Below are 13,293 nucleotides of genomic sequence, written 5' to 3' on the forward strand. Positions count from 1 at the left end.
CGCAGCCGCCGGTGGGGGCGGGCACCGCGGCCGGCGCGCCGATCGTCGGCAGCCCGAGCAGCACCCCGGGGGTACGCGGGGCGCGCCCCGCCTCGGCCGCGTCGCCGGCCCGGGTACGCCGGTGCGACAGCGGCTCACCGTCGGCGTTGAGGTGGTGCGGCGCCGCGTAGGTGACCGTGGTGTGCACGATGTCGCCGGGGCGGATCCGCCCGGCCAGCGACCCGGCGTCGAAGTGCACGAGCCGGCCGTCCCGGGCCCGGCCGGACAGCCGGCCGGTGCGCTCGTCCTTGCGTCCCTCGCCGACCGCGACCAGCACCTCGACGGTCTCCCCGACCAGCTTCCGGTTCTCCGCCCAGGTGATCTCCTCGACCGTGGCGATCAGCCGCTCGTACCGCTCCTGCACGACCTGCTTGGGCAGCTGGCCGTCCATGGTCGCGGCCGGGGTGCCGGGGCGCTTGGAGTACTGGAAGGTGAACGCGGACGAGAAGCGGGCCTCCCGGACCACGTCGAGGGTCTTCTCGAAGTCGGCGTCGGTCTCGCCGGGGAAGCCGACGATGATGTCGGTGGTGATCGCCGCGTCGGGCATCGCGGCGCGGACCTTCTCGATGATCCCCAGGTACTTCTCCGACCGGTACGACCGGCGCATGGCGCGCAGCACGTCGTCGGAGCCGGACTGGAGCGGCATGTGCAGCGAGTGGCAGACGTTCGGCGTCTCGGCCATCGCGGCGATCACGTCGTCGGTGAAATCCTTCGGGTGCGGGCTGGTGAACCGGACCCGCTCCAGGCCGTCGATGTCGCCGCAGGCGCGCAGCAGCTTGCCGAAGGCGTACCGGTCGCCGAACTCGACGCCGTAGGAGTTGACGTTCTGCCCGAGCAGGGTCACCTCCAGCACGCCCTCGTCGACCAGAGCGCGCACCTCGGAGAGGATGTCGCCGGGACGGCGGTCCTTCTCCTTGCCGCGCAGGGAGGGCACGATGCAGAACGTGCAGGTGTTGTTGCAGCCCACCGAGATCGACACCCAGCCGGCGTACGTCGACTCGCGCCGGGTCGGCAGCGTGGACGGGAAGACGTCGAGGGATTCGAGGATCTCCACCTCGGCGGCGGTGTTGTGCCGGGCCCGCTCCAGCAGCACCGGCAGCGAGCCGATGTTGTGCGTGCCGAAGACCACGTCCACCCAGGGGGCCTTGCGGACGATCTCGCCGCGGTCCTTCTGGGCCAGGCAGCCGCCGACGGCGATCTGCATCCCCGGGTGCTTGTCCTTCACGGGGCGCAGATGACCCAGGTTGCCGTAGAGCCGGTTGTCGGCGTTCTCCCGGACGGCGCAGGTGTTGAACACCACCACGTCGGGCTGCTCGTCGGCCTCGGCGGCACGCACGTAGCCGGCCTGTTCGAGCAGGCCGGAAATGCGCTCGGAGTCGTGCACGTTCATCTGGCAGCCGTACGTGCGCACCTGGTAGGTGCGCGGGCTGCCCGCGGCTGCGGTAGTCATGACCCGGACAGCGTATCCGGGCGGAGCTGGTCGGACCGAACGAGGAGGAGCCGTGTGCCGGAGCATCAAGACCCTGCGTGAGCCGTACGTCCCGGTGGTGACCGAGGAGGACGTCCGGGCGGCCGCGCTCCAGTACGTCCGGAAGATCTCCGGGTTCCGCGCCCCCGCGGCGCACAACGCCGCCGCGTTCGACTCGGCGGTCGACGCCGTGGCGGCGGCCACCGCCACGCTCCTGGACCAGCTCGTGGTCCGGGGCCAGCAGCCGGCGACCCGGGGCTGAACCTGCCGGGGCCAGCCCCTCGCCGCCGGTCAGGCGGCTGGGTGCTCGGCCTGCTGTGCCGGGGCCGGCCCCTCGCCGCCGGTCAGGCGGCGGCGAGGGCCGGGGCGACCGAGTCGGGGGCCCACCGGGAGCGGTGGCACTGCGACCAGCCCCGGCAGCGGGGATCCGCCACGGTGCAGAGCCGCTGGTCGCTGAGGACCTCGCCGTCGTCGGTCTCGACCACGTCGAAGTGCACCGGGCGGATCGTCCCGTCCGGGGCGACCAGCAGGTGCCGCCCGGCGTCGAGGGTGTCGTCGCGCATCAGGCAGTTGCGGTCCAGCAGCCGGGCCAGCGCCGCGATGCTGGGCAGCTCCGGCAGGCGCTCGGGCACGCCGTAACAGTCGACCACGGTCCCGTACACCCCGGGCGCCTCCCACACGTCGCAGACCACCGCGTACGCGGGGAGTCGGACCGGGTCGGCGACGGCGAGCGGCATCACCACCCGGCCGAGCGCCTCGGCCAACGCCGGGTAGACCTCCACGGGCGCCGCGCCGTCGATTCTCCAGTTCCACAGCTCGGTCATGCCGCCTCCTCGCTGCGCTCGTCCCACCGGCCTCCGGATCGGGCCTTACTGACGATGGTGGGGTGCATATGACCTCAGCCGGGCGCAAGTTACCGGTCTGTGACCATTCCGGGCAAAATTCCCTAGGGCGACGTTGCCCTGAGTAGCGGGAAGATGACAGTTTATCGGGTATGGTGCCGCGTTCGCGGCAGGAATCACCGGGGAGTGGCACCCGTCGCGCCTTTCAGCGGACCCGGATCAGGTGTTCGCTCGCCGGCAGCAGTTCACCGATCACCGTGCCGCCCGGGATCTCGCCCGCGACCAGCAGCCCGCCCGAGGTCTGCGCGTCGGCCAGCAGCAGCCGCTCCCCCTCCTCGACCCCGCCGAAGTCGGTCCACGGGGTCACCCAGTCGAGGTTGCGCCGGGTGCCGCCGCTGACGTACCCCTCGCGCAGCGCCTGCCGGGCGCCGGGCAGGTAGGGCACCGCGGCCGCGTCGATCGCCACGGTGAGCCGGCTGGCCCGGGCCAGCTTCGAGGCGTGCCCGAGCAGCCCGAAGCCGGTCACGTCGGTGCCGCAGCGGATCCCGGCCGCGACCGCCGCCCGGGCCGCGTCCCGGTTGAGCCGGGCCATCGAGGCGACCGCCTCCGGGAACCGCTCCCCGGTCCGCTTGTGCCGGGTGTTCAGCACGCCGACGCCGAGCGGCTTGGTCAGCGACAGCGGCAGGCCGGCCCGGCCGGCGTCCAGCGTGATCAGTTCCTCGGGCCGGACCGTCCCGGTGACCGCCAGGCCGTACTTCGGGCCGTCGTCGTCGACGCTGTGCCCGCCGGCCAGGTGGCAGCCGGCCTCCCGGGCCACGTCCTGACCGCCGCGCAGCACCTCCCGGGCCAACTCCATGGGCAGCACCTCGCGGGGCCAGCAGAGCAGGTTGAGCGCGACGAGCGGGGTGCCGCCCATGGCGTACACGTCGGAGAGCGCGTTGGCGGCGGCGATCCGCCCCCAGTCGTACGCGTCGTCGACCACCGGGGTGAAGAAGTCCGCGGTGCTGACCAGGCCGGTGCGCTCGTCCAGCCGGACCACCGCGGCGTCGTCGCCGTGCTCCAGACCGACCAGCAGGTCGGCGGCTCCGGTGGCCGGACCGAGCCCGGCGACCATGGTCTCCAGCTCGCCCGGCGGGATCTTGCAGGCGCAGCCACCGCCGCGGGCGTAATCGGTCAACCGGAGCGGCACTGTCATCCCCACATGATCTCCACGAACCGTCGTGGCCGCCACTCGGACGCCCCGTTCCGTGACGGAATTCGGACTCACGGGTACGGCGGTGACCGGTGTTACCGCTCCGTGACCATTCGAGTTGCGTTCCGCCACATCACCCCGCCTACAGTGGCCCAACCGGGGGTCTCGCGACCCCACTTTCCGTACGGACGACAGGGACGGTGGACGACGTGACGACGGGCGAACCGCTGATCGTGCTGGACGGGGTGAACAAGTGGTTCGGCCCGCTGCACGTGCTGGACGACGTCTCGCTCTCCGTCGGCAGGGGCGAGGTGGTCGTGGTCATCGGCCCGTCCGGCTCCGGCAAGTCGACGCTCTGCCGGACAATCAACCGGCTGGAGCCGATCAACTCGGGCACCATCACCTTCGACGGCACCCCGCTGCCGGCCGAGGGGAAGGCGCTGGCCAAGCTGCGCAGCGAGGTCGGCATGGTGTTCCAGTCGTTCAACCTCTTCGCGCACAAGACCATCCTGGAGAACGTCACCCTCGGCCCGGTCAAGGTGCGCGGGGAGAAGCCGGCCGCCGCCCGTGAGCGCGGCCTGGCCCTGCTCGACCGGGTCGGCATCGCCAACCAGGCGGAGAAGTACCCGGCGCAGCTCTCCGGCGGCCAGCAGCAGCGGGCGGCGATCGCCCGCGCGCTGGCCATGCAGCCCAAGGCGATGCTCTTCGACGAGCCCACCAGCGCGCTCGACCCGGAGATGGTCGGCGAGGTGCTGGAGGTGATGACCTCTTTGGCCCGCGACGGCATGACCATGGTCGTGGTCACCCACGAGATGGGCTTCGCCCGGCACGCGGCCAACCGAGTGATCTTCATGGCCGACGGCAAGCTCGTCGAGGACGCGCCGCCGGCGGAGTTCTTCGCCAACCCGCGCAGCGAGCGGGCCAAGGACTTCCTCTCCAAGATCCTCACGCACTGAGCGTCCGTAGTGGAGCCCGCCGTCCCCCGGCGGCTCCGTCGAAGAAGGAGAAGAGTATGCGTATGAAGCGCGTGGCGGCGGTCGCCGCGGCGGCGACCTTGGCGCTCGGCATGAGCGCCTGCGGCGGCGACGGGGACGGCGGCTCCGGCAGCAGCGGGGCCAAGGGCATCATCGGCAAGGCGCAGAGCCAGAAGAAGCTGGTCATCGGCGTGAAGGCCGACCAGCCGGGCCTCGGCATCCAGACCGGCAGCCAGTACGAGGGCTTCGACATCGAGATCGCCAAGATCGTGGCCAAGGGCCTCGGCGTGGACGCGAACAACATCGAGTGGAAGACCACCGTCTCGGCCAACCGCGAGCCCTTCATCCAGCAGGGCACCGTCGACCTGGTGGTGGCCACCTACACCATCAACGACGAGCGCAAGCAGAAGGTCAACTTCGCCGGGCCGTACTTCATCGCCGGCCAGGACCTGCTGGTGAAGGCCGACTCCACGATCACCGGCCCGGAGGGGCTCGACGGCAAGAAGGTCTGCTCGGCGCAGGGTTCCACCCCGGCCAAGCGGATCCAGACCGACTACCCGAAGGCCAAGCTCCAGCAGTTCGACGCGTACTCGAAGTGCATCACCGCTCTTGAGGGCGGCCAGGTCGACGCGGTGACCACCGACGACATCATCCTCGCCGGTTACGCCGCGCAGTCCCAGTACGCCGGCAAGTTCAAGGTGGTCGGCAAGACCTTCTCCACCGAGCCCTACGGCATCGGCCTGAAGAAGGACGACAAGGACGGCTGCGAGAAGGTCAACGAGATCCTCAAGGCCGCCGCCGCGGACGGCTCCTACAAGGCCGCCTGGGACGCCACCCTGGGCAAGAGCGGCAAGGCCGCGCCCGAGCTGGACACCACCAAGCTGACCAACTGCGGCAGCGTCTGACCGGTTCCGGGGCCGGCATCCGTAGGGGTGCCGGCTCCGGCCTGTCGCGACGCCGACGACGTGCCCCGGGAGTCGACGCATGCACGTATTCGCTGATCCGACCAACCTCGACGCGTACCTGTCGGGCTTTCTCTGGATCCTCAAGCTGACCGGCGCGTCGGCGGTCCTCGCGCTGGTGCTCGGCGTGCTCCTCGCCGCGTTCCGGGTCTCCCCGGTGCCGGTGCTGCGGGGCTTCGGCGCGGCCTGGGTCAACATCTTCCGCAACACGCCGCTGACGCTGATCATCTTCTTCTGCTACTTCGGCCTGTACTCGACGCTCGGGCTGACCCTCTCCGAGGACCTCGACCTGAACAACTTCTGGCTCGGGGTCGTCGGCCTGTCGGTCTACACCGCCGCGTTCGTCTGCGAGGCGGTCCGCTCCGGCGTCAACACCGTGCCGGCCGGTCAGGCGGAGGCGGCCCGCGCGATCGGGCTGACCTTCTTCCAGACCCTGCGGATCGTGATCCTGCCGCAGGCCGGGCGGGCCGTGGTGGCCCCGCTGGGCAGCGTGCTCATCGCGCTGTGCAAGAACGCCACGATCGTCGGCACCATCGGCCTGATCGAGGCGTCCAGCGTCATGAAGCAGCTGATCAACGACAACGGCGACGCGGTGATCCCGATCTTCCTGGTGTTCGCCGGCACCTTCGCCGCGATCCTCGTCCCGACCGGCTACTTCTTCGGCTGGCTGGCAAACCGACTGGCGGTGAAGCGCTGATGAGCACCACCACCGTTCTCTACGACCACCCCGGGCCGCGGGCGCGCGTCCGCAACGCGGTGCTCAGCGTCGTCTTCGGCGTCGGCCTGGCCGCGCTGCTGTGGTGGGTCTACGCCAAGTTCGACCAGGCCGGGCAGTGGGAGGGCGGCCTCTGGAAGCCGTTCGCCGAGGCACCGACCTGGACCCAGTTCATCCTGCCCGGCCTGCGGCAGACCCTGCTCGCCGCGGCGACCGGCATGGTGCTGTCGCTGGCCTTCGGCATCCTGTTCGCGGTCGGGCGGCTCTCCGACCACCGGTGGGTCCGGGTCCCGGCCGGCGTGGTGGTGGAGTTCTTCCGCGCCGTCCCGCTGCTCCTCATGATCTTCTTCATCTTCTACGGTGTGCCGTTCCTCATCCAGGGGCCGGTCCCGGCGTTCTGGGCCGTGGTCGTCGGCCTGACCCTCTACAACGGGTCGGTGCTGGCCGAGGCGTTCCGCGCCGGTATCCGCTCGCTACCCGGCGGGCAGTCCGAGGCCGCGTACGCCGTGGGCATGCGGAAGAACCAGGTGATGCGGCTGATCCTGGTGCCGCAGGCCGCGCGGGCCATGCTGCCGGTGATCGTCAGCCAGCTCGTCGTGCTGCTCAAGGACACCGCGCTCGGCTACATTGTGGCCTTCCCCGAGCTGCTCCAGCGGGGCGTCAACGACCTCTCGGCCAACCGGGGCAACGTGGTCGCCGCCGCCATCGTGGTGGCCGCCATCTACATCGTGATCAACTCGCTGCTGACCACGCTGGCGAACTGGCTGGACCGGCGTACCCGGCGGCGGGCCTTCCGGATCCCGAAGCAGGCCGCGGCGCCGGACTCGACCCCGGCCGGCGGCGCCACGGTGGCCGAGCCGCAGGGCTGATCCGCCCGCCCGTCGCGAAGGGCCGGCCCGGTGATCCGGGCCGGCCCTTCGTCGCTCTCGCCGTCGCGGTCAGCGGGCGATCTCGGTGACCCGGGACTCGCGGACCACGGTCACCCGGATCTGACCGGGGTAGGTCAGCTCCTCCTCGATCTGCTTGGCCACGTCGCGGGCCAGCACCGCCGCGCCGATGTCGTCCACGTCATCCGGCTTGACCATCACCCGGATCTCCCGGCCCGCCTGCATGGCGAAGACCTTCTCCACGCCGAGCTTGCCGGCCGCGATCTCCTCGATCCGCTCCAGCCGCTTGACGTACGCCTCCAGGCTCTCCCGCCGTGCTCCCGGCCGCCCGCCCGAACAGGCGTCCGAGGCCTGGGTGAGCACCGCCTCGATGGTCTGCGGCGGCACCTCGTTGTGGTGCGCCTCGATGGCGTGCACGACGTCCTCGCTCTCCCCGTACCTGCGGGCCAGGTCGGCGCCGATGATGGCGTGGCTGCCCTCCACCTCGTGGGTGAGCGCCTTGCCGATGTCGTGCAGGAAGGCACAGCGCTTGATGGTGGGCACGTCCAGCCGCAGCTCGGCGGCCATGATCCCGGCGATGTGCGCGGTCTCCACCAGGTGCTTGAGCACGTTCTGCCCGTACGACGTCCGGTAGCGCAGCCGGCCCAGCAGGGTGACCAGCTCCGGGTGGATCTCGGTGATGCCGACCTCGACCAGGGCGTCCTCGGCGGCCCGGTGGCAGAGCTCCTCCACCTCGTGCCGGGCCAGGTCGTAGACCTCCTCGATCCGGTGCGGGTGGATCCGGCCGTCCAGCACCAGCTTCTCCAGGGTGAGCCGGCCCACCTCGCGGCGCACCGGGTCGAAGCAGGAGAGCAGGACCGCCTCGGGGGTGTCGTCGATGATCAGGTTGACTCCGGTGACCGACTCGAAGGCGCGGATGTTGCGCCCCTCCCGGCCGATGATCCGCCCCTTCATCTCGTCCCCGGGCAGGTGCAGGACGCTGACGACGCTCTCCGCGGTCTGCTCGCTGGCCACCCGCTGGATGGCGTCGACGACGATGTGCCGGGCGCGCTGCTCGGCGGTGCCCCGCGCGTCGGCCTCGATCTCCCGGATCAGCAGCGCGGCCTCCCGCTTGGCCTGCCCCTCGATCGACTCGACCAGCTCGGCCCGGGCCGTGTCGGCGGTCAGCCCGGCCACCCGTTCCAGCTCGCGACGGCGCTGCTCCTCCGCCTCGGCGAGCGCCTGCTCCCGCTCCACCAGGGCGGCCTCCCGGGCGGCCAGCGCGGCGCTGGCGGCGGTGAGCTGCCGCTCCCGCTCGGCGAGCCGCTCCACCTCCTCGGTGTGCAACCGCTCCCGCTCGTCCATCCGGGCCGCGCGCCGCTCGACCTCGGCGGCCTGCTCCCGGGTGGTCGCGGCGAGCACCGCCACCTCCCGCTCGCCGCTGCGCCGGGCCGTGGCGCGAAGCTGCTCGGCGTCCGCCTCGGCCTGGTTGTGCGCCCGCTCCAGCACCGTGTCGGCCTCGGCCCGGGCGTCGTCGAGCACCCGCCGCGCCTCGGCCCGGGCCGCCTTCGCCTCGGCCTTGGCGGCGGCCGCCTCGGCGCGGGCCGCGGCGGCGGCCGACTTCGCCACGTCGATGGTGCTGTTCGCCTCGTCGGCGGCGTTGCGCAGGGCCGCGAGGGACTGCTCCTGGCGGTCCTTCTCGGCGATGAAGGCCGGATCCTCCGGGGCCGGCGCGAGGCTGAGCCGCCGCAGGGTACGCACGCCGAACAGGACGGCGCCGACCACCACGACGACGAGCAGCAGCACGACTGCGAGGATGACGACGTCGAAGGCGCTCATGCGGCCGCTCCGAGCCGGTGCGCGCCCACGGCGGCCCGGTCGGGGCAGCCGCCCGGCGAGGAGCGGCCGGCAGCGCCTGGAAGACCGCCGGTGAACCTGTGCCGCCCCGCCATGGCCGCCTCCCCTGAACGTCGGCGCCGCAGGCGGCGTGCGGATGGGCACGCACCTGCGACTCTGGACGCCCGACCGGAGCGGCTGGCTGTGGGTAGCTTTCCGTCGACGGTGCCCACGCGAGGGCATCGCCGGCGGCCGGTTCAGTTGTCGGTCGGCTCCGGACCGGCCGTCCGGAACTTGCCGTCAAGGGCCGGTGAAGCTGGCCAAAGTGATGCTGTTCTGTTACGCGATCTATGTTGTGCGCTTAGCCTGCGCTGGTCGGGCAATGTGAGCCTGTATGGCGAGGCTAGGTCTCCGGGGGCCGTTCGGTCAAGAACTCATGATCAAACCACCCGGACGGAGAGAAGTTACGGCGTCACGCAGAGCTGTCCAGATGCCGGACACGGCCGGACAAACTTCCCCCGTCCCGGCCGCCCCGGTCACGTTCCCGACCTGCTCAGAGCCGCGACGCGACCGTCCCCGGCCGCCACCCGGGGTGGCCCGTCGCCGACTTCGGCAGGGCGGCAACTTTCCGCAAGGTGACTCGCGTTTCACGCGGCTCGCCCTCCGGCGCCCGGGCTCCTCTCAGGCAGCCCGGGGAAGCCGATGGCGTGAACGCTCAGCGGGCACCGAGGGCGCGGGCCGTGGTCACCAGCGCCAGGTTGTCCGGGGCGACGGTGCCGTCCGGCAGAAGCAGGGTGTCCTCCAGGCCGATCCGGGTGTCCAGGCCACGGCGTACCGCCTCGGCGAGCACCGGCCACGTCGCCGGGCCCTCGCCGTGCAGCAGCACCGGCGGGCCGTCGGTGGGCAGGGCGGCGAGGATGCCAGCGGCGTCGGCGAGGGCCACGTCGACCTGTTCGGCCAGGCACTCGACGAGTACCCGCCCGGTCGGCACCGGCCAGCGGCGCCAGGCGTCGACCGCCGCCACCGTCCAGAGGCCGGCCTCGACCATGACGCCCCGCTCGTGCAGGGCGGCCGCGACGGCCTCCGCACCGGGCTCGTGGGCGTTGACCGAGGCGAAGTCGGGCAGCACCGGCCAGGCGCGTACGGCGGCGACCCGGTCGGCGGGCTCGCGGGCGATCCAGGCGCCGGTGCTCACCCCGACGGGCAGGCCGGGCCGGGCGGCCCGGATCGCGGTGACCGCCGCGGCGATCACGGCCGGGTCGAGGGACTCGGCGCCGCCGGCGTCGCGCGGGTGCACGTGCACCGCCGCCACCCCGGCCGCCGCACACCGAACCGCCTCGGCCGCCAACTCCTCCGGTGCAACCGGCACGGCGGGATGCTCGGCTCTCCGCCGCCCACCGTTGAGACACGCCTTCAACACGGCCGCACACCTCCCCAGGGGTCGATCATGAAGTTGTTGCCCAGGGCGTCGGCGTGTCGGGGCAACAACTTCATGGTCATCAGCGTGCGGTCCGGGGTCAGTCGAGGGGGCGGGAGGCCGGGTCGAGGTCGTTCTCGGCGTCGGCGAGGGCGTCGGCGTCGATGTGTTCGGCGAACTCGGCCGCCTCGGCGCTCTGCGCGGCCAGCGCGTCCTTGACCGCCCGGATGGCCACGCCGGCCGGGTAGCCCTTGCGGGCCAGCATGCCGACCAGGCGACGGAACACCGCGTCGGGCTCGCCCCGGGCCGAGCGCAGCTTCCGTTCCACCAGGGCCCGGGCGGTCTCCGCCTCGGTCTCCTCGTCGATCTCGTCGAGGGCCTCGCCGGCCACCTCGCCGTCGACGCCGCGCTGGCGCAGCTCGTTGGCGAGCGCCCGGCGGGACAGGCCGCGACCGGTGTGCCGGCTGCTCACCCAGGCCCGGGCGAAGGCGGCATCGTCCACGATGCCGACCTCGTCGTAGCGGTCGAGGACCTGGTCGGCGACCTCCTCGGAGATGCCCCGCTTCGCCAGGGCCCCGGCCAGCTCGGCGCGGGTACGCGGCCGGACCGCGAGCTGCCGGAGGCAGATCTCCCGGGCCAGCTCGGCCTCGTCGCGGGGCGGCGCGGGGGTCGCCTCGGCATCGGGCTCCTCGGCCCGGCCCCGGCGACCGCGGCGCGGCCGGGGTGGAGTGGTGGCGTCACCCGTCCGGGGCGGACTGGCGTCCCAGCCCCGCCCCGCACGGGCGCGTCGTCCTGCCACGGGTCAGCGGATCAGAAGTCGACCGGCGGCAGCTCCGGGCCGCCGGCGGCGTCGCCCGCGCCGGTGCCGACGCCGAGCTTCTCCAGGATCTTCTTCTCGATCTCGGCCGCCACGTCCGGGTTCTCCCGGAGGAACTCGCGGGCCTTCTCCTTGCCCTGGCCGAGCTGGTCGCCGTCGTAGGTGTACCAGGCGCCGGACTTGCGGATGATCGCCTGCTCCACGCCGACGTCGATCAGCGAGCCCTCGCGGGAGATGCCCTTGCCGTACATGATGTCGAACTCGGCCTGCTTGAACGGCGCGGCGACCTTGTTCTTCACGACCTTGACGCGGGTGCGGTTGCCGACCACGTCGGTGCCGTCCTTGAGGCTCTCGATGCGGCGCACGTCGAGCCGGACCGAGGCGTAGAACTTCAGCGCGCGACCACCGGTCGTGGTCTCCGGGCTGCCGAACATCACGCCGATCTTCTCGCGGAGCTGGTTGATGAAGATCGCCGTGGTGCCGGTGTTGTTGAGCACGCCGGTGATCTTCCGGAGCGCCTGGCTCATCAGCCGGGCCTGCAGACCCACGTGGCTGTCGCCCATCTCGCCCTCGATCTCGGCGCGCGGCACCAGGGCCGCGACCGAGTCGATCACGATGATGTCGATCGCGCCGGAGCGGACCAGCATGTCGACGATCTCCAGCGCCTGCTCGCCGGTGTCCGGCTGGGAGACCAGCAGGGCGTCGGTGTCGACGCCGAGGGCCTTCGCGTAGTCCGGGTCGAGCGCGTGCTCGGCGTCGATGAAGGCGGCGATGCCGCCGGCCCGCTGCGCGTTGGCCACCGCGTGCAGGGCCACCGTGGTCTTACCGCTGGACTCGGGGCCGTAGATCTCGACGACCCGGCCGCGCGGCAGGCCGCCCACGCCGAGCGCCACGTCGAGCGCGATGGAGCCGGTCGGGATGACCGCCGTCTGGACGACGGGCCGCTCCCCCAGCCGCATCACCGAACCCTTGCCGAACTGCTTGTCGATCTGAGCGAGAGCAAGGTCGAGTGCCTTCTCCCGGTCGGGCCCTGCCGCCATCGTTGCCACCCCTGCCTTCGCCGGCGTCTTTGCTGAGCTTCGCGTCACGCGGACACGCTAGGCGCTGGGTCCGACAGAAAACCAGCCGACGGGCCGCGAGCTGTGGACGAGCACCCCGCTGTGGACAATAGCCGAACAGGTGTACGACTCGACAAGCGACACGCGGAACCGGGGAAAAGGCTGCTCAACGTAGTCGCGCGGGTACCCGGTCGGGATACGCGGCGACCACCGCGCGCCACACCACGTGCGTCTCCTCACCCCCCGCGAGGGCCTGCTCGATGGTCCGCCCGCCGAGCTGGGACAGCACCTGGTCGCTGGCGATGCTGGCCGCGTAACCCGGCCCGAACGCCTCCTCCAGCCGCGCCCAGAAGTCGGTCAGCCGCACGTGTCACTCCTCCTTGTCGGGCACGCCGTCCGACGGACGCCGGAGCTTGCCGGGCACCTCGTCCGCGGGCCGCCGGAGTTCCTCCGGCGCCCCGACCGGCGCCGGACGCAACGCTAGCGCCACCAGCGGCACCACCGCGATCGCCGCCAGCAGGGTCAGGGTCGGATAACCCACGGCCCGCATGACAAACCCGCTCGCCGCCGCCGCGCCCGCCCCGGCCAGCCCCATGACCAGGTCGGACAGGCCCTGCACGCCGGGCCGGTCGGCGGTGGGCACCGACTCGGACAGCAGCGTCGAGCCGGCCACCATGGTGCCCGACCAGCCCAGCCCGAGCAGGGCCAGACCCACCGACAGCAGCGGCGTGTGGTGCCCGGCGGTGCCGGCGACCGCGCAGGCGGCCAGCAGCAGGGCCACCCCGCCGAGGATCACCGGACGCCGGCCCAGCCGGTCGGTGAGCCAGCCGACCAGCGGGGAGAACGCGTACATGCCGGCGATGTGCAGGCTCAGCACGATGCCGACCACCCGCAGCACGTCCGCGTCGGAGTGCGACTCGCCGAGGCGTACCGGGGTCATCGACATCACGGCGACCATCACGAGGTGGCCCATGGCCACCGCGGCGATGCCCAGGCGGGCGGCGGGCCGGTCACGTACCGTGCGCCAGGCCGCGACCATGCCCGCGCGACGCCGGGCCGGCGACCCCGGTGCGGCGCCCGGGTCGGCCGGGGTCTCGGCCGCCGCCA

At 72.3% G+C, this 13,293-nt stretch carries 14 protein-coding genes; 5 read left to right on the forward strand and 9 right to left on the reverse strand.

Going from position 1 to position 13,293, the window contains the following annotated elements; all coding sequences use genetic code 11:
* A partial coding sequence (miaB, locus tag B0E53_RS24475) for a tRNA (N6-isopentenyl adenosine(37)-C2)-methylthiotransferase MiaB (RefSeq protein WP_107078197.1) occupies positions 1 to 1,489 on the reverse strand: 1,489 nt, incomplete at its 3' end.
* A 52-nt stretch (positions 1,490 to 1,541) separates the two neighbouring features.
* Between miaB and B0E53_RS24480 the strand changes: the two genes are divergently transcribed.
* Positions 1,542 to 1,769 (forward strand): DUF2277 family protein, encoded by a 228-nt coding sequence (locus B0E53_RS24480; RefSeq protein ID WP_107078198.1) that lies wholly within the window; start codon positions 1,542 to 1,544, stop codon positions 1,767 to 1,769.
* Positions 1,770 to 1,851: 82 nt separating this feature from the next.
* On the opposite strand, the gene B0E53_RS24485 is transcribed toward B0E53_RS24480, so the two are convergent.
* Positions 1,852 to 2,331, reverse strand: coding sequence for a hypothetical protein (locus tag B0E53_RS24485; RefSeq protein WP_107078199.1), 480 nt, complete (start codon positions 2,329 to 2,331; stop codon positions 1,852 to 1,854).
* Positions 2,332 to 2,554: 223 nt separating this feature from the next.
* Positions 2,555 to 3,544, reverse strand: coding sequence for a selenide, water dikinase SelD (selD, locus tag B0E53_RS24490; RefSeq protein WP_107078200.1), 990 nt, complete (start codon positions 3,542 to 3,544; stop codon positions 2,555 to 2,557).
* A 197-nt stretch (positions 3,545 to 3,741) separates the two neighbouring features.
* Between selD and B0E53_RS24495 the strand changes: the two genes are divergently transcribed.
* The 4 genes from B0E53_RS24495 (at position 3,742) to B0E53_RS24510 (ending at position 7,061) form a co-directional block, all read left to right on the forward strand.
* Positions 3,742 to 4,497 (forward strand): amino acid ABC transporter ATP-binding protein, encoded by a 756-nt coding sequence (locus tag B0E53_RS24495; protein WP_107078201.1) that lies wholly within the window; start codon positions 3,742 to 3,744, stop codon positions 4,495 to 4,497.
* Between the two features lie 56 nt (positions 4,498 to 4,553).
* The gene (locus B0E53_RS24500; protein WP_107078202.1) at positions 4,554 to 5,420 is read left to right on the forward strand and encodes a glutamate ABC transporter substrate-binding protein; all 867 of its coding nucleotides are present in this window, start codon (positions 4,554 to 4,556) and stop codon (positions 5,418 to 5,420) included.
* Between the two features lie 79 nt (positions 5,421 to 5,499).
* Positions 5,500 to 6,174, forward strand: a complete 675-nt coding sequence (locus B0E53_RS24505) for an amino acid ABC transporter permease (RefSeq protein WP_107078203.1) — start codon at positions 5,500 to 5,502, stop codon at positions 6,172 to 6,174.
* On the forward strand, positions 6,174 to 7,061 hold the full coding sequence (locus B0E53_RS24510) for an amino acid ABC transporter permease (RefSeq protein WP_107078204.1): 888 nt from the start codon (positions 6,174 to 6,176) through the stop codon (positions 7,059 to 7,061). The genes B0E53_RS24505 and B0E53_RS24510 overlap by 1 nt, the downstream gene beginning before the upstream one ends.
* Positions 7,062 to 7,130: 69 nt before the next feature.
* Here the strand turns inward: B0E53_RS24510 and rny are convergent, their stop codons facing one another.
* The 6 genes from rny to B0E53_RS24540 all read right to left on the reverse strand — a co-directional run.
* Positions 7,131 to 8,897 (reverse strand): ribonuclease Y, encoded by a 1,767-nt coding sequence (rny, locus tag B0E53_RS24515; RefSeq protein WP_107078205.1) that lies wholly within the window; start codon positions 8,895 to 8,897, stop codon positions 7,131 to 7,133.
* Positions 8,898 to 9,609: 712 nt separating this feature from the next.
* Positions 9,610 to 10,314, reverse strand: coding sequence for a 3-keto-5-aminohexanoate cleavage protein (locus B0E53_RS24520; protein WP_107078206.1), 705 nt, complete (start codon positions 10,312 to 10,314; stop codon positions 9,610 to 9,612).
* A 97-nt stretch (positions 10,315 to 10,411) separates the two neighbouring features.
* The gene (locus tag B0E53_RS24525; RefSeq protein ID WP_107078207.1) at positions 10,412 to 11,110 is read right to left on the reverse strand and encodes a regulatory protein RecX; all 699 of its coding nucleotides are present in this window, start codon (positions 11,108 to 11,110) and stop codon (positions 10,412 to 10,414) included.
* An 11-nt stretch (positions 11,111 to 11,121) separates the two neighbouring features.
* The gene (gene recA, locus B0E53_RS24530) at positions 11,122 to 12,168 is read right to left on the reverse strand and encodes a recombinase RecA (RefSeq protein WP_107078208.1); all 1,047 of its coding nucleotides are present in this window, start codon (positions 12,166 to 12,168) and stop codon (positions 11,122 to 11,124) included.
* Between the two features lie 184 nt (positions 12,169 to 12,352).
* Positions 12,353 to 12,553, reverse strand: coding sequence for a DUF3046 domain-containing protein (locus tag B0E53_RS24535; RefSeq protein WP_091311984.1), 201 nt, complete (start codon positions 12,551 to 12,553; stop codon positions 12,353 to 12,355).
* Between the two features lie 3 nt (positions 12,554 to 12,556).
* Positions 12,557 to 13,293: MFS transporter (locus B0E53_RS24540; protein WP_246835569.1), on the reverse strand; the 737-nt coding region annotated here is incomplete at its 5' end.

Origin of the sequence: Micromonospora sp. MH33, assembly GCF_003013775.1 — a bacterium.
GTDB classification, from domain to species: domain Bacteria; phylum Actinomycetota; class Actinomycetes; order Mycobacteriales; family Micromonosporaceae; genus Micromonospora; species Micromonospora fulviviridis.

Excerpts from the sequence above, each read along its gene's own strand:
- B0E53_RS24485 (WP_107078199.1), bottom strand. The coding sequence starts at position 2,331 with ATGACCGAGCTGTGGAACTGGAGAATCGACGGCGCGGCGCCCGTGGAG.
- selD (WP_107078200.1), bottom strand. The coding sequence starts at position 3,544 with ATGACAGTGCCGCTCCGGTTGACCGATTACGCCCGCGGCGGTGGCTGC.
- B0E53_RS24500 (WP_107078202.1), top strand. The coding sequence starts at position 4,554 with ATGCGTATGAAGCGCGTGGCGGCGGTCGCCGCGGCGGCGACCTTGGCG.
- B0E53_RS24505 (WP_107078203.1), top strand. The coding sequence starts at position 5,500 with ATGCACGTATTCGCTGATCCGACCAACCTCGACGCGTACCTGTCGGGC.
- B0E53_RS24510 (WP_107078204.1), top strand. The coding sequence starts at position 6,174 with ATGAGCACCACCACCGTTCTCTACGACCACCCCGGGCCGCGGGCGCGC.
- rny (WP_107078205.1), bottom strand. The coding sequence starts at position 8,897 with ATGAGCGCCTTCGACGTCGTCATCCTCGCAGTCGTGCTGCTGCTCGTC.
- recA (WP_107078208.1), bottom strand. The coding sequence starts at position 12,168 with ATGGCGGCAGGGCCCGACCGGGAGAAGGCACTCGACCTTGCTCTCGCT.